Source organism: Enterobacter sp. MF024, assembly GCF_005843915.1.
Classification (GTDB): domain Bacteria; phylum Pseudomonadota; class Gammaproteobacteria; order Enterobacterales; family Enterobacteriaceae; genus Enterobacter; species Enterobacter barmai.
On the sequence record NZ_VCBB01000005.1, the window covers coordinates 434,365 to 453,165 of the forward strand.

Genomic DNA, 18,801 nt, shown 5'->3' on the forward strand with positions numbered 1-18,801 from the left:
TATCCATTGTCTCCGGTTAGACTGGGCGAACGCCCGCAGCAAGCAGCGCCTGCTCAAATTTATCCAGGAACACATTCAGCTCCTGATCGCTGATCAGCAGGGAAGGCAGCAGACGCACGACGTTACCGTTACGACCGCCACGCTCCAGAATCAGGCCCGCTTCGAAGCACTTCTTCTGGATCAATGCAGACAGCTCGCCGTCGCCCGGGAAGCAGCCCATGTGGTCGGCAGCTTCGTGCGGCTTAACGATCTCAATCCCGATCATCATGCCCAGACCGCGCACGTGACCAATAACCGGATAGCGTTTCTGCAGCTCAACCAGCTTCGCTTTCAGCCACTCGCCCTGGGCGGCAACTTTATCAGCGATGTTCTGCTCTTTGAGGATCTGCAGGGTGGTGAGGCCGGTGGCCATTGCCAGCTGGTTACCACGGAAGGTACCGGTGTGGTGGCCAGGAGACCATGCGTCGAACTGCTTTTTGATACCGAGAACGGCCAGCGGCAGACCGCCGCCCACAGCTTTGGACATCACAACGATGTCTGGCTGAATACCGGCGTGTTCGAAGGCGAAGAATTTACCGGTACGGGCAAAGCCAGCCTGAACTTCGTCGAGGATCAGCAGAATGCCGTGCTCTTCGGTCACTTTACGGATGCGCTGCAGCCACTCAACCGGTGCCGGGTTCACGCCGCCTTCGCCCTGGACTGCTTCCAGGATCACGGCAGCAGGTTTACGCACGCCGCTTTCAACGTCGTTGATCAGGTTTTCGAAGTAGTAGGTCAGCGCTTTAACGCCCGCTTCACCACCGATACCCAGCGGGCAGCGGTACTGGTGCGGGTAAGGCATGAACTGGACTTCTGGCATCATGCCGTCAACCGCTTCTTTCGGAGACAGGTTGCCGGTCACGGACAGTGCACCGTGGGTCATGCCGTGGTATGCACCAGAGAAGCTGATGATGCCGCTGCGGCCGGTCACTTTTTTCGCCAGCTTCAGCGCAGCTTCTACAGCATCCGCGCCGGACGGGCCGGTGAACTGCAGGCAGTACTCTTTGCCCTGGCCTGGCAGCATAGAGAGCAGGTATTCTGAAAACGCGTCTTTCAACGGCGTGGTCAGATCCAGGGTATGTAACGGCAAGCCGCTGGTAATGACACTTTGGATGCTTTTCAGCACATCAGGATGGTTATGACCCAGCGCCAGCGTTCCCGCTCCGGCCAGGCAATCAAGATACTCTTTGTTATCCGCATCGGTGATCCACACCCCGTCCGCCTTAGTAATGGCTAAAGGCAGCTTGCGCGGATAACTCCTGACATTGGATTCCATTTCGGCCTGACGGGCCAGATAGGTTTCGTTGGTTTTGAAAGAAGAGGCATTCAAAGTATCAATACGGACTTTATCCGTCATCATATCACTCCTACAACCGCAGCTCAGCACGTGGCTCCGATTGAATAATTAATTAAGAAAATGAGAAGGGCATAAAAAATCGCGGCCAATATAGAGCCTTTTTGCCCGGGGCTCAATGGTTAATTGTTTATCGTTTTGTTACGCGCGTTGAATCAACGCGCGTAGGGCGTAACCCCGCATGGCACCTGAGGTTTCCAGGGGGAGGCTTCGGGTATAAAAGCGGGGCGTTTTAGAACGCTTTAGAACTACTTTTGGACGACGTTCAGAATACCGTGATCGCGGCCATGGGTTTTATTCCATGAAGCGTCGGTCACGCCGTTCGCATCCAGCGAAATCGACAGCACGTAACCCGCGCCTTTCACCTCGTAGAAATTCGCATTTGAGCGTTTCACCACGGCTTTCTTGCCGTTGATGGTGGCCTGGGTGAAGCCGTTATTGATGCTGGCTTTAATACCGTTGGCGCTGAAGGAGGCTTCACGCAGCGGATCGGCAACGTGCGCCGCCTGGCCATGCTGTACGGCTTCATGCGCATTCTCGAGCGCCTGTTTTTCCGCTGCGGCATTGATGGTGGCCTGACGGTTCTGGTCAGCAATGTAGCAGGCATCACGGCTTACGCCTTTGGCCTCACACTGCGCTAAACGCTGCTCTTCAGAGACACAGCCCGCCAGCAAAGCGGCAATCATACCCACCAACAGAATCTTTTTCATACATTAACCTTAAAGGAAAGGGGAAATCGTCTGTTCCCCGGTTGTTGATTCGATAATTATTATTGGCCTGGCCACTTTTTGCTGGTGTCTATATTAGAGACGCACCAGTGGCGCGCGCTGAATATCACGCAAGGGGCGTTGTCTCAGGTTGACGAAGATCACATTTAGCACGAATAGCTAATTTCTTGAGAGTTATCCTGGCAGCTGGTTATTGCTGGGTTAGAAAAGGGTGTCAGAGATGTAAGCAGGAGGAGTGGCGAAGCGCCAGAAAGCCCCTTGCTATTGCCAGACGCATCCTCTACGCTGCCACCGTTACATTATGTAATTTGACTCGGGGTGCCCTTCTTTGTGAAGGCTGAGAAATACCCGTACCACCTGATCTGGATAATGCCAGCGTAGGGAAGTCAGATGCCCTGCGGGCTATCGCTTCTTCGCGCAAGGCAGGAGCGATACCATGCAGCCTGACCTGCTCAATTTACATGCCTTACACCACTTCCGAACCCGTTCTCCGCTCACCCACTGTATGACCAACGACGTCGTGCAGACCTTTACCGCCAACGTGTTGCTGGCACTTAGCGCGTCACCGGCGATGGTGATTGAAGCCGAAGAGGCGGAACAATTCTCTGCTGTTGCTGATGCGCTGCTGATTAACGTCGGGACGTTAACCGCGTCGCGCGCCCAGGCGATGCGTCGGGCCATTGAGAGTGCGGTTGCCGTCGGTAAACCCTGGGTGCTCGATCCGGTAGCCGTCGGCGCGCTGGGGTACCGCACCCGGTTCTGTCAGCAGATCCTCGTCCTCAAACCGGCGGCCATTCGCGGCAATGCCTCGGAAATCCTCGCCCTTGCCGGGATGAGCGCGGGGGGACGCGGCGTGGACACCACCGATACGGCGGCCAGCGCGCTGCCTGCGGCCCAGGCGCTGGCGCGGCAAACCAATGCCATCGTGGTGGTGACGGGGGAGGTGGATTACGTCACCGACGGGCTGCGTACCCAGACGGTTACCGGGGGCGATCCGATGATGACCCGTGTGGTGGGCACCGGCTGCGCGCTGTCGGCGGTAGTGGCGGCCAGCTGTTCACTGCCGGGCGACCGGCTGGAAAACATCGCGGCGGCCTGCGGCTGGATGAAACGGGCCGGAACCCTTGCGGCAGCCCAAAGCCGCGGACCGGGCAGTTTTGCCACGGCGTTTCTGGATGCCCTGTGGGAACTGGGGGCGCAACAATGAAACGCATTAATGCCCTGACCATTGCCGGCACCGACCCAAGCGGCGGCGCCGGGATCCAGGCCGACCTGAAAACCTTCTCGGCGCTGGGGGCGTATGGCTGCTCGGTGATCACCGCCCTGGTGGCGCAGAATACCCGCGGAGTGCAGTCGGTCTATCGTATTGAACCCGATTTTGTGGCGGCGCAGCTGGAATCGGTGTTCAGCGATGTGCGCATCGACACCACCAAGATCGGCATGCTGGCCGAAACCGATATCGTCGAGGCCGTGGCGGAGCAGCTGCTGCGTCATCAGGTTAAAAACGTAGTGCTGGACACGGTGATGCTGGCGAAAAGCGGCGACCCGCTGCTTTCACCTTCTGCCGTCGAAACGCTACGTAAAAAGCTGTTGCCGCAGGTGGCGCTGATCACGCCAAACCTGCCCGAAGCCGCAGCGCTGCTCGATGCCCCTCACGCCCGCAGCGAACAGGAGATGAAAGAGCAGGGTTATGCCCTGCTGGCGATGGGGTGTGAAGCGGTGCTGATGAAAGGCGGGCATCTTGACGATCCCGAGAGCCCCGACTGGCTGTTTACCCGCGACGGAACGGTGCGCTTTACCGCCCCGCGCGTGAAGACCAAAAACACCCACGGCACCGGCTGCACCCTCTCGGCCGCGCTGGCTGCGCTGCGCCCGCGTCACGATAGCTGGGCGGATACGGTGCGCGAGGCCAAAACCTGGCTTTCCTGCGCGCTGGCACAGGCGGACACGCTGGAGGTGGGGCAGGGCATGGGTCCGGTCCACCATTTCCATGCGTGGTGGTAAAGGTTACCGCCCATAGCTGGAAAATTCGCTACCCACAGACCAGGCTTAGGGGGCTCGCAATCCTGTGAGCCTGGAGAAAACATGCCGACAGCCTGTCGGCACTAAGGGGAGCAAAACTATGACTGATATTGCGCAGTTGCTTGGCAAAGACGCCGACAGCCTGTTACAGCATCGTTGTATGACTATTCCAGCCGACCAGCTCTATCTGCCTGGCCACGACTACGTCGACCGCGTGATGATCGACAACAACCGCCCGCCAGCGGTTTTGCGAAATATGCAGACGCTGTATAACACCGGGCGTCTGGGCGGAACCGGCTATCTGTCGATCCTGCCGGTGGACCAGGGGGTGGAGCACTCGGCCGGTGCGTCGTTTGCCGCCAACCCGCTCTATTTTGATCCGAAGAACATCGTTGAACTGGCGATTGAAGCTGGCTGCAACTGCGTCGCCTCTACCTACGGCGTGCTGGCGTCGGTCTCCCGGCGCTATGCGCACCGCATTCCGTTCCTGGTCAAGCTCAACCACAACGAAACCCTGAGCTATCCAACCGAATATGACCAGACCCTCTATGCCAGCGTCGAGCAGGCGTTCAACATGGGCGCGGTGGCGGTCGGGGCGACCATCTATTTCGGCTCAGAGCAGTCGCGCCGTCAGATTGAGGAGATCTCCGCCGCCTTTGAGCGCGCCCATGAGTTAGGAATGGTGACGGTGCTGTGGGCCTATCTGCGTAACCCGGCCTTTAATAAAGACGGCACGGATTACCACGTTTCCGCCGATTTAACCGGACAGGCCAACCATCTGGCGGCCACCATCGGGGCGGATATTGTGAAGCAGAAAATGGCCGAAAATAATGGCGGCTATAAGGCGGTCAAGTTTGGCTATACCGACGATCGGGTCTACAGCAAACTGACCAGCGACAACCCTATCGACCTGGTGCGCTACCAGCTGGCGAACTGCTATATGGGCCGCGCGGGGCTCATCAACTCCGGCGGCGCAGCGGGGGGGGAAACCGATCTCACCGATGCGGTACGCACGGCCGTTATTAATAAACGCGCGGGCGGGATGGGGCTGATCCTCGGTCGTAAGGCGTTTAAAAAATCGATGGCGGACGGCGTGAAGCTGATAAATGCGGTGCAGGACGTCTATCTGGATAAGAAGGTGACTATCGCGTAATCCCTAACCCCTCTCCCCTCACCCTAACCCTCTCCCCATAGGGGAGAGGGGACTGTCCGGTGGCGTCTTTTCCCTCTCACCACTTTGGGGAGAGGGCCGGGGTGAGGGGATTTGTCCCCCTCCGGACATGATCGAAACCCCATTTCATTTCATTCAAACATCCATCCCGATCCACCTCACATTTCCCCTCTCTTTTGTGAAAAGTATCACTCCCCCCCGTGCAGATGCACAAAAAACGGTCGACGCTTAGCGGAATTTGTCTAAGGCAGTGGGTGAATTTTGCGCTTAAAGTTAGATTCGAAACAGCTTTTCAAAATGAAAGAACACGCTGAACCTACGCAGTTTTAAGGACAAAAAATGAAAATCGAATCCGTAAACGTCACCGTCTTTCAGTATCCCACCCGCCGGGTTTCCGACAGCGCCGGGCACTCTCATCCGGGGCCGGAAAGCCTTGCGAAAATGGCGATGCTGACCATTACCGCAGACGATGGCACCAAAGGGTACTCTTTTGCACCGCCGGAAGTGGTGCGCCCTTTTGTGGTCAACACCTTCTTCCGTAAGGTGCTGATCGGCCAGGACGCCTTTAACCGCGAAAAGATCTGGCAAGAGCTGGCCCACTGGCAGCGCGGCAGCGCCCATCAGCTGACCGAACGCGCGCTGGGCTTCGTTGAGCAGGCGCTTTGGGATCTGATTGGCCGCAAGCTCAATATGCCGGTCTGGAAGCTGCTGGGCGGCTACCGCGACAAAGTGCCTGCCTACGGCAGCACCATGTGCGGCGACGACCTGCCGGGCGGACTCTCTACCCCGGAAGAGTACGCCAGCTTCGCTGAAACCCTGGTCGCCCGCGGCTACAAGGCCATCAAGCTCCACACCTGGATGCCGCCGGTCTCCTTCGCGCCGAACCCGAAGATGGATATCAAAGCCTGCGCTGCGGTGCGTGAGGCGGTCGGGCCGGATATCGACCTGATGATCGACGGCTATCACTGGTACAGCCGTGCGGAAGCACTGTGGATCGGTAAAGAGCTGGAAAAACTCAACTTCGCCTGGTTTGAAGAGCCGATGGAAGAGGAGAGCATGGCCTCCTACGCCTGGCTGGCTGAAAACCTCTCCATTCCCATCGTCGGGCCGGAGAGCCTGGGCGGCAAGCACCACAGCCGCGCCGACTGGGTAAGAGCCGGAGCGTGCGACATCCTGCGTGCGGGCGCCAATGGCGTAGGCGGCATCTCGCCAACCCTGAAGGTAGCCAACCTCGCCGAGTCGTTCGGCATGGACTGCGAAGTGCACGGCAACGGCGCGGCCAGCCTGGCGGTGATCGGCGCTATTAAAAACTGCCGCTGGTACGAACGCGGTCTGCTGCATCCGTTCCTCGACTACGACGAGCCCGCGGCATATCTGCACAGCCTCATCGATCCGATGGATGAAAACGGCATGGTCAGCCTGCCGGATCGCCCGGGACTGGGCGAAGACATTAATTTTGCGTATATCGAAGCCAATACCCTCAGCCACGACTGATAAATAAAACTTCTACCCTACAAACGGTATACACAGATGAAGAAAAACTCCCTCACCGGGGCGTGTTTACTCGCGCTCTCGCTGATGATGGGGAGCGGCGCGGCGTATGCAAAAACGCCGCCCGATCAGCTCATCATCGGTATGAACATGAACAACCTGCTGACCCTCGATCCGGCCGCGATGACCGGCAACGAGGTGGTCGGCATTGTGGTCAATCTCTACGATTCGCTGGTGGAGCTCGATCCTAATACCCTCACTAACGTCAAACCGGCGCTGGCGAAATCCTGGGACATCTCGCCGGACGGCAAAACCCTGACCTTCCACCTGCGCGATAACGTGACCTTCCACTCCGGCAACCCGCTTACCGCCGAAGACGTGGTGTGGTCCATGCGTCGCCTGCTGCATCTGAACCTCGCCCAGGCCTCGGTGTGGAAATCTTACGGGTTTTCAAAGAAGAACATCGACCAGCAGGTGAAAGCCCTGGATGACTACACCGTGCAGCTCACCCTGCCGAAGGCCAACGATCCGCAGCTGGTGATCTACTCCCTCGGCGCGCTGGGCAATCTTGGCGTACTGGATCGCAAAACGGTGCTCAGCCACGAGGTCAACAGCGACTGGGGCAACCGCTGGCTGACCACCAACGAAGCCGGTTCCGGGCCGTTTATGCTGGAGACCTGGCAGGCAAAAGACGTGCTGCGCATGAAGCGGAACCCGAAATACTGGCGCGAAGAACCGAAGATGAACCGCGTGGTGCTGCGCCACTTCCAGGAGTCGCAGACCCTGCGCCTGATGGTGGAGAAGGGCGATCTGGATATCGCCAGCAATATGGCGGTGGCCGACATTAACGCCCTGCGTAAGGATCCGCAGCTGACGGTGGAAGCCGTGCAGAAGGGCACGGTCTACTACGTGGCGATGAGCATGAAGGAGGCGCACTTCGCCAATCCGAAGGTGCGCGAAGCGGTGCGCTATCTCATCGACTATCAGGGGATCAACAAGGCGCTGATGCCGGGCTACGGCGTGCTGCACCAGCGGCCGATCAAGGCGGGGATGCCCTCCACGCTGCCGGACCCGGGCTACAAACTCGATATCCCGCGCGCCAAAAAGCTGCTGGCGGAAGCGGGCTACCCGGAAGGCTTCGACACTACCCTGCGGGTGCTGGCGGATCAGCCGTTCCTCAATATCGCCATCGCCGTGCAGTCCACCCTGATGCAGGCGGGGATCAACGCCAAAATCATCACCGGCACCGGGAACCAGATCTACGGCGCGATGCGCGAGCGTAAGTTCGACATGCTGGTCGGGCGCGGCGGCAGCGGCGTGGAGCCGCATCCGCACTCCAGCCTGCGGGCGCTGGTCTACAACCCGGACAACAGCGACGAGGCCCGGCTGACCAACTTCCAGGGCTGGCGTACCAGTTTCTACGACAAACCGCTGAACGAGATGATCGACAAGGCCCTGCTGGAGCGCGATCCGCAAAAGCAAATCGCCGACTACCAGCAGATTCAGGTGCGCTATGACCAGCTGATCCCGGCGCTGATCCCGCTGTCGCAGATGGTTGATTCGGTGGTGGTGCGTAACGAGGTAAAAAACTTCCAGTCGCATCCGTCCGCCACCACCTTCCTGCGGGAAGTGTACAAAACCGGAGGTGAAAAATGAGTGTAGCGATACTCGCCCCAGGCTCCCGCACCCGGCGTTTTTCAAAGCGCTTAACCCAGGTGCTAGTGACGCTGTTCGGCCTGCTGGTGCTGACCTTTTTCATTGGCCGCGTGATGCCGGTGGATCCGGTGCTGGCGATTGTTGGCCCGGATGCCGACCAGAGCACCTATCAGCAGGTCTACCAGCAGCTCGGTTTTGATAAATCCCTCCTGACCCAGTTTGGGATCTACCTCAACAACCTGCTGCACGGCGATTTTGGCAACGCCCTGCTGACCGGCAAACCGGTGCTGGACGACATTCTGCGCGTCTTCCCGGCGACCCTTGAGCTGGCCACCATGGCGATTATCGTCGGGGCCGGTTTAGGGGTCCCGCTGGGGGTGCTGGCGGCGGCGCGTCGTAACAGCGTCTCGGATTACGTGGTGCGCATCATCAGCCTCGCCGGTTACTCCACGCCGATCTTCTGGGTAGGGATGATGGGGCTGTTGCTGTTCTACGCCTGGCTCGGCTGGGTGGGCGGTGCCGGACGGCTGGATTTAGGGCTGGATGGCATTGTGCCGCGCCGCACCGGGCTGATGACCGTCGATGCCCTGCTGGCAGGCAATAGCGCGGTGTTCTGGAACGCCATTAACCACCTGGTGCTGCCCGCCTCGCTGCTGGGCTTCCACTCCCTGGCCTACATCAGCCGTATGACCCGCAGCTTTATGCTGGCCCAGCTGTCCCAGGAGTTCATCATCACCGCCCGGGTGAAAGGCTTAACCGAGCGTCAGGTGATCTGGAACCACGCGTTTCGCAACATCCTCGTGCAGCTGCTGACGGTGGTGGCCCTGGCCTACGGCTCGCTGCTGGAAGGGGCGGTGCTGATTGAAACCGTCTTCTCCTGGCCGGGCTTTGGCTCCTATCTTACCGGCAGCCTGCTGCTGGGCGATATGAACGCGGTGATGGGCTGCGTCCTGCTGGTGGGGATGATCTTCGTGATGCTCAACCTGCTCTCCGACATGCTGTATCAACTCTTCGACCCGAGGACGAAATCATGACCGTTTCTCTGGATACACCGCTGCAAGGCGTTCGCAGCGAAGGACGCCAGCGCCTGGCGCGCATGGCCCGCCGCGGCTTCGGCTTTGCCGGGCAGATGGCGCGTAACCCCCTGACGGCTATCGGCGGCGGCATCATCCTGCTGCTGTTGATCGTCGCGGCCTTCGCGCCCTGGATCGCCCCCTACAACCCGCTGGTGCAGGATCTGAATAACGCCCTGGTGGCGCCGAACGCGCAGCACTGGTTCGGCACCGACGAGTTTGGCCGGGATATCTTCAGCCGCCTGGTGTACGGCTCGCGCATCACGCTCTATATCGTGCTGCTGGTGTCGGTTACCGTCGGCCCGCTGGGGCTGCTGCTGGGCGTCACCGCCGGGTACTTTGGCGGCAAGGTGGATGCGGTCCTGATGCGCGTCACCGATATCTTTATCTCCTTCCCGAGCCTGGTGCTGGCGCTGGCGTTTGTCGCAGCGCTCGGCCCGGGGCTGGAACATGTGGTGATCGCCATTACGATCACCGCCTGGCCGCCGATTGCCCGTCTGGCGCGTGCCGAAACCCTCTCCCTGCGCCAGGTCGATTTTATCTCCGCCGTGCGTCTGCAGGGGGCATCTCCGGTACGGGTGCTGTGGCGTCACATCGTGCCGCTGTGCCTGCCGTCGGTGATCATTCGTATCACCATGAACATGGCGGGGATCATCCTGACCGCCGCCGGGCTTGGCTTCCTCGGCCTTGGCGCACAGCCGCCGGAGCCGGAGTGGGGGGCGATGATCTCCAGCGGCCGCACCTACATGATGGAGTGCTGGTGGGTAGTGACTATTCCGGGGCTGGCGATCCTGATTAACAGCCTGGCGTTCAACTTCTTAGGAGATGGCTTACGTGACATCCTCGATCCTCGCAGCAACTGATGTGCCGCTGCTCGACGTGCGCGATCTGCACGTCGACTTTATCAACGGACGCGCGGTCACCAACGCGGTGCGCGGCGTCTCCTTTCAGCTGGGCCGCGAGAAGCTGGCGATAGTCGGCGAGTCGGGCTCCGGTAAATCCACCGTCGGGCGGGCGCTGCTGCGTCTGCATCCGGCGAAGGCGCAGATCGCCGCCACGCGGATGCAGTTTGGCGACGTCGATTTACGCACCGTCAGCGAGGCGCAGATGCGCGGCATTCGCGGCAAGCGCATCTCGATGATCATGCAGGATCCGAAATACTCCCTTAACCCGGTGGTGTGCGTCGGGGATCAGATCGCCGAAGCCTGGCTGACCCACCATCCGGGGCGCAAGGCGGAGGCCAAAGCCAAAGTGCTGGAGATGCTGGACGTGGTGCGCATTCGCCAGCCGGATCGGGTTTATCACCTTTACCCGCACGAGATCTCCGGCGGGCAGGGGCAGCGCATCATGATCGCCATGATGCTGATCACCGACCCGGAGCTGGTGATCGCCGATGAGCCTACCTCGGCGCTGGACGTCTCGGTGCGGCTGCAGGTGCTGGGATTGCTGGACGACCTGGTCCAGTCCCGCGGGCTGGGGCTGATTTTTATCAGCCACGACATCAACCTGGTGCGCAGCTTCTGCGACCGGGTGCTGGTGATGTACGCCGGGCGGGTGGTGGAGTCCATCGCCGCCTGCGATCTGCACAATGCGCAGCACCCCTATACGCAGGGGCTGATTAACGCCCTGCCAGAGATGAACCGCCGCCGCCCGGTGCTGCCGGTACTGCAGCGTCAGGCCAGCTGGCTGACCGAATAAGGAGCAACGATGATCGAGGTAAAAAACCTGAATCTGGCCTTCGGTGAAGGGGAAAAACGCAGCCAGGTTCTGTACGACGTCAATATCAACGTCCAGCCGGGGGAGATTTACGGCCTGGTGGGGGAGTCGGGTTCCGGTAAAACCACGGTGCTGAAATGCCTGGCGGGGCTGTTCACCCACTGGGAAGGGGCGCTGGCGATTAACGGCCAGCCGCTGGAGCGGCGCATCAGCCCCCAGCGCTGCCGTCTGGTGCAGATGGTGTTTCAGGACCCCTACGGTTCGCTGCACCCCCGGCACACCATCGGCGATATTCTGGAAGAGCCGCTGCAAATTCACGGCATCAACGACCGGGATCGGCGCATTCACGCCCTGCTGGATAAGGTGGGCCTCAATCGTGCCTTCCGCGATCGCTATCCGCATCAGCTTTCCGGCGGCCAGCGCCAGCGCGTGGCGATTGCCCGGGCGCTGATCCTGGAGCCGCAGGTGCTGCTGCTCGATGAACCCACCTCGGCGCTGGATGTGTCGGTACAGGCGGAGATCTTAAACCTGCTGGCGGAGCTGCAGCGCGAGTCGAAACTCACCTATCTGATGGTGACCCACGATCTCGGGGTGATTGCCCATCTGTGCCAGAAGGTGGCGGTGATGCAGTACGGCAAGATCCTCGAAACCCTGACGGTGGACGATCTGGTGGCAGGGCAGGCCAGAACCGATTACACCCGGATGCTGGTCAACGCCAGCCAGCAGTATTCCCGCGAGATGGCGAGGGAGGTGGCGGTATATTAGTTTTTTGCCCGGCGGCGGAGGTAAAAGCAAAACGGTAACGCATGTTACCGTTTTTAGTGTTAGCACCCTCTCCCGGTGGGAGAGGGTCGGGGTGAGGGCATCAGGCCGCACTTATCAGCGCAGAAGCGGACAATCCGGCGGCAGCCGGCACTGGATCGCCCCTGGCAGGAGCGCGATGCGGAAACGGTCGCCGCTCAGCGGTTCGCCATCGAGATTAAAGGTCATCCCGTGCGGAGCCTGGATTTCAAACCACGCCGACTGTCCATCCACCAGATGCGGGCTGTCCTCCGCTTTGGTCAGGGTGGTGAACAGCGCCGGGAGCAGTTCATCGCCGGTAATGATACGTACCCCGAGCAGCCCGTCGTTGATCAGCGCGTCCGGGCACAACTGCTGCCCGCCGCCCGCCTGACGGCCATTGCCGATACCAATCACCAGCGCGTTACCCTGCCAGTGGAAGTTCTCGCCGCGGATTTCACACAGATCCGGTTTCAGGGTATCCAGTCGAGACAGGCCGTGAATCAGGTACGAAACGCCGCCCAGCGCCGCTTTCAGCTTTTCAGGCGTTTCACTGGTAATGCGGGTGCCAAACCCGCCGGTCGCCATATTAATAAAGCAGGTTTCATCGTTCACCCGGGCAATATCCACCGCCGTGGCTTTACCGGCAATCGCCAACTGTAGAGCCTTATCGAGCGCCTCCGGGATCCCGGCGCTGGTGGCAAAATCGTTGGCGGTGCCGAGCGGCAGAATGCCCAGCGCAGGACGGTGGTCGCCCTGCAGATTAATCAATGCGGTCGCTACCTCGTTGATGGTGCCATCGCCGCCGCCTGCAATCACCGTCTCGACGCCGAGGGTGCGGGCTTCGTCGATATAGCGCGCCGCGTCGCCTTTTTCCCAGGTCACGCGCACGTGGATATGAACGCCTTCGTCGCGTAACAGTGTCACCGCCTCGCGCAACAGATCGTTGCCCGCGCTTTTACCATTGAGAATTAATAAACTTGCCGGATAGGTCGCCATCCACGTTGCTCCTGTGCTGATCTTCAAGAAGTGTATCGCAGCGCGGGAAAAAGCGGGTAAGAAGAGGATGAAAGGCGAGAAATTAAATGAGTGGCGAGCTCGGGTTTACGCCACTCGGTCCAGACGGTTTAGGTCGGTAGTGCGCCATAAGGACATAACGCGAACATACAGTGCTGGCGATATGGACAGCGGATAATCAGCCCACCCTCGTTGCCGGGGCAGCCTGAGCTTTCAACAAATGATGACCAAAGTTTTGATGTATACGGGAATGTTCGAAGGATGTGTAACGCTCTGATTTTGCCATCTATAGCAATTCCGAAGGGGCTGGTGACAAGAACCGATCCGGTGCTGATAAAGTAATCTCCTTTATACCAGATTATCAGCCTGAGATTTTTAACGGTGAGTACGTGTATAAAAATTGTTCCAGTACGAGGGCAAACCATCCTGTTTTCAACCACCCAGTACATATATCTCCTCCTTCTCCTTAAGTGAAATTTCATTCGTAAGAAGAATAGCATCTGATATGTGTATGAATACCCTGCCTTTAATAAATTGATAATTAAAGGGGCTTCTCGTCGTAAATAGAAACAAATTTACGTTAAGGGGGGGGCAATAGTACTTCAGATGCGCAGAAAGAGAGGAGAGGGGGAATTTCAGACAAAAAAATTAGCCTGCGTAAGGGAGATTACTCAGGCTAAGGAGGTGGTTCCTGGTACAGCTAGCATTTATGGGTTATGTTTTTCAGCGCCTGCAATAATACCCGCATCAAACGCAGCGGTATGTGATCGAATTCTAAGAATCATCTCATACCAAAAAATAACCCCTTTTCACTACTTAGCGTGCGGCGCCTGGGTGTTTTCGCCGTCAAAGTTACGCATCAGCAGCGCATATTCCAGGTTGATCTCTTCCGGTACCGGCAGCCAGACGATATGACCGTCGCCCGGCGCGACGGAGACCGACTCGCCTTTGCCGTTCACCATATGCTCCAGAGTAAAGTTGATGTTGCCCTGTGGGGTCATCAACTCCAGGCTGTTGCCCACGAGAAACTTGTTTTTAACCGCCACCGCCGCGAGGTTGCCCTTGCGCTCGCCGGTGAACTCGCCGACAAACTGCTGGCGATCGGAAACGGAGTGGCCGTATTCGTAGTTCTGGTAGTCGTCATGGGTGTGGCGACGCAGGAAGCCCTCGGTGTAGCCGCGGTGCGCCAGCCCTTCCAGAGTTTGCAGCAGGGTGCTGTCGAAAGGTTTGCCCGCCGCCGCGTCGTCAATCGCCTGGCGATAGACCTGGGCGGTACGCGCGCAATAGTAGTAGGACTTGGTGCGGCCTTCGATCTTCAGGGAGTGCACGCCCATCTGGGTCAGGCGCTCTACGTGGGCGATGGCGCGCAGATCTTTGGAGTTCATGATGTAGGTGCCGTGCTCGTCTTCGAACGCGGTCATGTATTCACCCGGGCGCTGGGCCTCTTCAATCATAAACACGCTGTCGGTAGGCGCCCCGATGCCCAGCGTCGGCTCAATGTTCTGCACCGGAATAGGCTCGTGCTTGTGCACGATATTGCCCACCTCATCCTGCTTGCCTTCCTGGACGTTATATTCCCAGCGGCAGGCGTTGGTGCAGGTACCCTGGTTCGGGTCACGCTTGTTGATGTAGCCGGAGAGCAGGCAGCGCCCGGAGTAGGCCATGCACAGTGCGCCGTGGACGAAAATTTCCAGCTCCATGTCCGGCACCTGGGTGCGGATCTCTTCGATCTCTTCCAGTGACAGTTCGCGGGACAGAATCACCCGGGTCAGCCCCATCTGTTTCCAGAATTTTACCGTCGCCCAGTTCACGGCATTAGCCTGCACCGAGAGGTGAATGTCCATCTCCGGGAAATGCTCCCGCACCAGCATGATCAAACCCGGGTCCGACATAATCAGCGCGTCAGGGCCCATCTCTACCACTGGTTTCAGGTCGCGGATAAAGGTTTTCAGCTTGGCGTTATGCGGGGCGATATTCACCACCACGTAGAATTTTTTACCCTGCGCGTGGGCTTCGTTGATGCCGAGCTGCAGATTCTCGTGGTTGAATTCGTTATTACGCACGCGCAGGGAGTAGCGCGGCTGGCCCGCATAAACGGCATCGGCGCCGTAGGCGAAAGCGTAACGCATATTTTTCAGCGTTCCCGCCGGGGAGAGGAGTTCCGGTTTAAACATGTTCGTTCTCGTTCTGATGACAGGTCAGATGCGCACACGGGTGGGCGCCGGGAGGAGATCCCATACATTAAGGGCGGGCATTGTAGCGCTGCGGGAAGGGGAGGTAAACCATTGAGTGAGTAAAGGCCGACGGCAGGACAGTACCGTCGGCGTTTAGCTCAGGGGTGGGGCAATCAGAGGTCGTCCTGGGTATGATCGACAATAATTTCCAGGGTCTTACGAATGATATCGGCGCGGACAACGTCGCGCGTAGACTCGATCTCATGGATCAAACGTAAAATAATCGCTTTATTAGTCAGCGGTTCCTTCGCATCCAGAATGGCGCCTGTCACAGTTTGAAGCAGCGCCCACTCTTCGGCCAGCAAACCACCGGCACTACGAAAGTAGTTGGACAATGCAGCATTGGGCAGTTCATCGTAAAAGTCATTTTTCTGGAGCATAGCCTGGCTCATAGTGTCACACCGGTTCAGTTAATAAGTTAATGGTGCAGTTAATGCTTATTCCTGTTGGCTTGCGGGCTATTGCCAAACAGGGGATACACATTGCTGCTGCTGTGTCGACCATCCGTGTCCCACTCCTGCTGCTCACTTTTGGTATTACGCCGGGCGCCACCCTTACCATCGTTGGAAATTTCCAGAATAATTTGGGATAGCACGTTCCGCCGCTGCCCGTCCCGCTCAATCGATAACATCTGTTGCAGCCTCTCCAGCAACAGCTTCATGCTTATGGGGCCGTTATCTTTGAGCAAAGAAAGAGTAGCTTCGCCAATAAGTTCGTCAGTTAATCGTTCATGGTCACTTCTGTTCATAACTACGTCTCTGTCGCCGCATCTTCCTGCAGAAGAGATGCGGCATAAAGTCAGTCTGTCGTGACAGTATAAAAAATCTGTCGCAAAGAAAAAACTGACTCAAAAAACAAGGTAATCATATGCTGTGGCGTATCGTTTATCGATCAAACAGCAGGCCAACCAGCGTCTGATAACGGCTCTCCTCTTCCCGATCCGAAGCCTGGTCCATCCGGTAAAGCAGACGGGTACAAATGGCTTTTCGATTGAGGATTTTTCCTTCCCGTAGAATTTCAACCACAATTTGACCTAGCGTCTCCTGCTGGGAGGGTTGGTTTGCTTTGTTAAAGTACTGGGCAATGGCATTGGCTGTGTTCGGTGAGTACCCGTTCTCGCGCATATGTCACTCCTGAAATCCGCTGTATTTAGAAGGTTAATATCTTGTTAACTTGTAAATACTGTACACACCAATTGTACAAGTTAACAAATATATTTTTACCATTACGTGCTAACCCATATTATTCAGTAAGTTAAAATAGATAAAATTTGTAAAACAAGCTAAAAAGATTGTACATTGTCGACGATTTTTGTCGTTATGGCGGGTACAGGTGACGGAATTTACTTCGTCCGGGGAAGCTTATAAGAAGTTAAGCGAACCATCTGATACTGTGGACTTTCATTCACCTCCTCTATTGGAAACCCTATGCTCACTACCATCATTTACCGTAGTCATTTTCGTGACGACGTACCGGTTACCGTGCTGGAAGACATGGTTGTTGCAGCAAATGAAAAAAACAAAGAAGCCGGGGTTAGCGGCATTCTTCTGTTTACTGGCAAGCTCTTTTTTCAGCTGCTCGAAGGACCTGAGGAGAATGTAAGAGCCATTTACCGCGCGATCTGTGAAGACCCGCGTCACCACAACGTGGTGGAACTGTTGTGCGATTATTCCCGCGCCCGGCGCTTCGGCAAGTACGGCATGGAACTGTTTGATTTACGCCACTATGACCGTCACGAAGTACTGCAAAACGTGCTGGACAAGGGCACCACAAAGTACCAGATGTTTTATAACGACAGGGCGCTGCACTTCTTCAGAACCTTCGTCGAGGAGAGTGAAAAAGAGAACTACTTTGAGCTGCCGTCAGGGGACCACTGGGTATTTGTTCCTGACAGCGACGATCCCAGCGTACGCACCCTGCCGGGGCGTTACAGCGAGTCGTGCAGCTTCGCGTTCCAGCCGATTATCGACCCGCTGGCCCGCGAAGTTGTCTCTCTCGAAGCCCTGATCCGCACCCCGGAAGGGGAGCCTGCCCAGCGCTGGTTTGAGGAGCTGGAAGGGGATGCCGTTTATGAAGCCGACCTTAAAAGCAAGAGCGTTGCCTTTGCGATGGCAAAGGAGTTGGGGCTGGGTGAACAGAGCCTGTCAGTGAACCTTTTACCGATGACGCTGGTCAATATTCCCAACGCGGTCGACTATCTGATTCGTGAGATAGAGGCCAACGGACTGGTGGCAGAGCAGATTGTGGTGGAGTTTACCGAGCACGAAGTGATCTCCCGTCTGGATGAATTCACCGGTGCGGTACGCGAGTTAAAAGCCGCAGGTATTGGCGTGGCGATTGACCACTTTGGCGGTGGTTTTGCCGGTCTGCTGTTGCTGGCGCAGTTCCAGCCAGACAGAATTAAGATTAATCGCGATCTGATTCGCGACGTTCACAAGAGCGGACCGCGGCAGGCGATTGTGCTCGCGATCATAAAATGTTGTACAGCTTTAGAAATTCTGATCTCCGCAGTGGGTATCGAGCAGCCGGAAGAGTGGATGTGGCTCGAATCTGCAGGCGTTTCTCAGTTCCAGGGGCACCTGTTTGCCCACCCTGAACTGGCCGGGATCCCGCCAGTTTCGTGGCCTGAGCCGCGCGAGGAGGTTCTTCTTTAACCTTCACCGGGCAGTGATACAATTCTGTTGTACAATATAACGAGTTGTACAGCCCGGTGAGATTCGTTACCTTGAACGATGAATATATTGATCAGCCATGAGGAATTGATGGCCTTTTACAGTATTGGCGATGTGGCAGAACGTTGCGGCATCAACCCCGTCACTCTGCGTGCGTGGCAGCGCCGGTATGGCCTGCTAAAGCCGCAGCGTAGTGAAGGCGGACATCGGCAATTTGATGACGACGATCTACAGCGCATTGAAGAGATCAAGCGCTGGATTGAGCGTGGCGTACCGGTGGGTAAGGTAAAAGCCCTGCTGGATGGGGACAAAGCCCCTGAGCCAGGGAACTGGGGTGTGCTGCAGGAAGAGATGATGGGCACGCTGCGCCAGGTGAACCCGGCTAAATCGCGGGCGCAGATCGCGATTTTCTGTCAGCACCATCCTGTGGACGTCCTGATCGACAACGTGTTTATTCCCGTGCGGGAGACCTTAAGCCTTGACCACGCTACCGCGCGCATTATGGGCAGCATGCTGGACGGCATTCTGATCGAACAGGCGATCACCAGCCTGACCGATTCGCGTACCAAAGCGGGCAGGGATGCGTTGCTCATTGGCTGGGGGGTTGAGGATCGTACCCGCCTGTGGATGGAGGCGTGGCGTCTGTCGCACCGGGGGTGGCGCATCAACGTTTTTGCTGAACCGCTGGAGTTACCCCATCCGGAGTTCTTCCCGGGCCAGCATATTCTCGTCTGGGCAGGTAAAACCCTGTCGGATGAACAGCGCCAGCAGCTGGAGCACTGGCAAAAGCAGGGTTATGTCATTACGGCGCACGGGGCGGCTGACGTCCTCTGATGCCATTACCCGCC

Annotated in this window: 18 protein-coding genes and 1 riboswitch; of the genes, 11 read left to right on the forward strand and 7 right to left on the reverse strand. The window is 57.7% G+C overall.

Features of this window, described 5'->3' with window-relative positions:
- Positions 1-16: 16 nt before the first annotated feature.
- Both FFB58_RS11455 and FFB58_RS11460 read right to left on the reverse strand, forming a co-directional pair.
- Positions 17-1,399, reverse strand: coding sequence for a diaminobutyrate--2-oxoglutarate transaminase (locus tag FFB58_RS11455; protein ID WP_138369935.1), 1,383 nt, complete (start codon positions 1,397-1,399; stop codon positions 17-19).
- A gap of 242 nt (positions 1,400-1,641) precedes the next feature.
- Positions 1,642-2,103, reverse strand: coding sequence for a hypothetical protein (locus FFB58_RS11460; protein WP_138369936.1), 462 nt, complete (start codon positions 2,101-2,103; stop codon positions 1,642-1,644).
- A gap of 322 nt (positions 2,104-2,425) precedes the next feature.
- A riboswitch (TPP riboswitch) is annotated at positions 2,426-2,522 on the forward strand.
- A gap of 35 nt (positions 2,523-2,557) precedes the next feature.
- Here FFB58_RS11460 and thiM point away from each other — a divergent pair.
- From thiM to FFB58_RS11505, 9 genes are all read left to right on the forward strand, one after another.
- A complete protein-coding gene (gene thiM / locus FFB58_RS11465) occupies positions 2,558-3,328 on the forward strand; it encodes a hydroxyethylthiazole kinase (RefSeq protein ID WP_138369937.1) in 771 nt (256 codons plus the stop codon).
- Positions 3,325-4,125: a bifunctional hydroxymethylpyrimidine kinase/phosphomethylpyrimidine kinase gene (gene thiD, locus FFB58_RS11470; protein ID WP_039031097.1), complete on the forward strand. Its 801-nt coding sequence runs from the start codon at positions 3,325-3,327 to the stop codon at positions 4,123-4,125. The genes thiM and thiD overlap by 4 nt, the downstream gene beginning before the upstream one ends.
- Before the next feature lie 118 nt (positions 4,126-4,243).
- Positions 4,244-5,296, forward strand: coding sequence for a class I fructose-bisphosphate aldolase (fbaB, locus tag FFB58_RS11475; RefSeq protein ID WP_039031098.1), 1,053 nt, complete (start codon positions 4,244-4,246; stop codon positions 5,294-5,296).
- Positions 5,297-5,653: 357 nt separating this feature from the next.
- Positions 5,654-6,808: a mandelate racemase family protein gene (locus tag FFB58_RS11480; protein WP_138369938.1), complete on the forward strand. Its 1,155-nt coding sequence runs from the start codon at positions 5,654-5,656 to the stop codon at positions 6,806-6,808.
- A 36-nt stretch (positions 6,809-6,844) separates the two neighbouring features.
- On the forward strand, positions 6,845-8,461 hold the full coding sequence (locus FFB58_RS11485; RefSeq protein ID WP_138369939.1) for an ABC transporter substrate-binding protein: 1,617 nt from the start codon (positions 6,845-6,847) through the stop codon (positions 8,459-8,461).
- Positions 8,458-9,495, forward strand: coding sequence for an ABC transporter permease (locus tag FFB58_RS11490; RefSeq protein WP_138369940.1), 1,038 nt, complete (start codon positions 8,458-8,460; stop codon positions 9,493-9,495). The genes FFB58_RS11485 and FFB58_RS11490 overlap by 4 nt, the downstream gene beginning before the upstream one ends.
- A complete protein-coding gene (locus FFB58_RS11495) occupies positions 9,492-10,397 on the forward strand; it encodes an ABC transporter permease (RefSeq protein WP_138369941.1) in 906 nt (301 codons plus the stop codon). The genes FFB58_RS11490 and FFB58_RS11495 overlap by 4 nt, the downstream gene beginning before the upstream one ends.
- Entirely contained in the window at positions 10,369-11,232 is an 864-nt protein-coding gene (locus FFB58_RS11500; RefSeq protein WP_138370006.1) for an ABC transporter ATP-binding protein, read from the forward strand. Before FFB58_RS11495 ends, FFB58_RS11500 begins: the two co-directional genes overlap by 29 nt.
- Before the next feature lie 9 nt (positions 11,233-11,241).
- Complete coding sequence (locus tag FFB58_RS11505; protein WP_039031103.1) at positions 11,242-12,015, forward strand: ABC transporter ATP-binding protein; 774 nt, start codon at positions 11,242-11,244, stop codon at positions 12,013-12,015.
- A 114-nt stretch (positions 12,016-12,129) separates the two neighbouring features.
- On the opposite strand, the gene yegS is transcribed toward FFB58_RS11505, so the two are convergent.
- The 5 genes from yegS to ycgZ all read right to left on the reverse strand — a co-directional run bounded on the left by yegS (position 12,130) and on the right by ycgZ (position 16,405).
- Positions 12,130-13,029 (reverse strand): lipid kinase YegS, encoded by a 900-nt coding sequence (yegS, locus tag FFB58_RS11510; RefSeq protein ID WP_138369942.1) that lies wholly within the window; start codon positions 13,027-13,029, stop codon positions 12,130-12,132.
- 830 nt (positions 13,030-13,859) lie between these two features.
- Positions 13,860-15,221: a tRNA 5-hydroxyuridine modification protein YegQ gene (gene yegQ, locus FFB58_RS11515; RefSeq protein WP_138369943.1), complete on the reverse strand. Its 1,362-nt coding sequence runs from the start codon at positions 15,219-15,221 to the stop codon at positions 13,860-13,862.
- Between the two features lie 173 nt (positions 15,222-15,394).
- Positions 15,395-15,673 carry a biofilm development regulator YmgB/AriR family protein gene (locus tag FFB58_RS11520; protein WP_072036700.1) on the reverse strand — a complete coding sequence of 93 codons (279 nt, stop codon included), beginning with the start codon at positions 15,671-15,673 and terminating at the stop codon, positions 15,395-15,397.
- A gap of 38 nt (positions 15,674-15,711) precedes the next feature.
- Positions 15,712-16,029 (reverse strand): hypothetical protein, encoded by a 318-nt coding sequence (locus FFB58_RS11525; protein ID WP_039031106.1) that lies wholly within the window; start codon positions 16,027-16,029, stop codon positions 15,712-15,714.
- A gap of 136 nt (positions 16,030-16,165) precedes the next feature.
- On the reverse strand, positions 16,166-16,405 hold the full coding sequence (gene ycgZ / locus FFB58_RS11530; RefSeq protein ID WP_039031107.1) for a regulatory protein YcgZ: 240 nt from the start codon (positions 16,403-16,405) through the stop codon (positions 16,166-16,168).
- 303 nt (positions 16,406-16,708) lie between these two features.
- On the opposite strand from ycgZ, the gene FFB58_RS11535 reads away from it, so the two are divergent.
- Positions 16,709-17,935 (forward strand): diguanylate phosphodiesterase, encoded by a 1,227-nt coding sequence (locus tag FFB58_RS11535; protein WP_138369944.1) that lies wholly within the window; start codon positions 16,709-16,711, stop codon positions 17,933-17,935.
- A gap of 108 nt (positions 17,936-18,043) precedes the next feature.
- Positions 18,044-18,787 (forward strand): MerR family transcriptional regulator, encoded by a 744-nt coding sequence (locus FFB58_RS11540; protein ID WP_138369945.1) that lies wholly within the window; start codon positions 18,044-18,046, stop codon positions 18,785-18,787.
- The last annotated feature ends 14 nt before the right edge of the window (positions 18,788-18,801 follow it).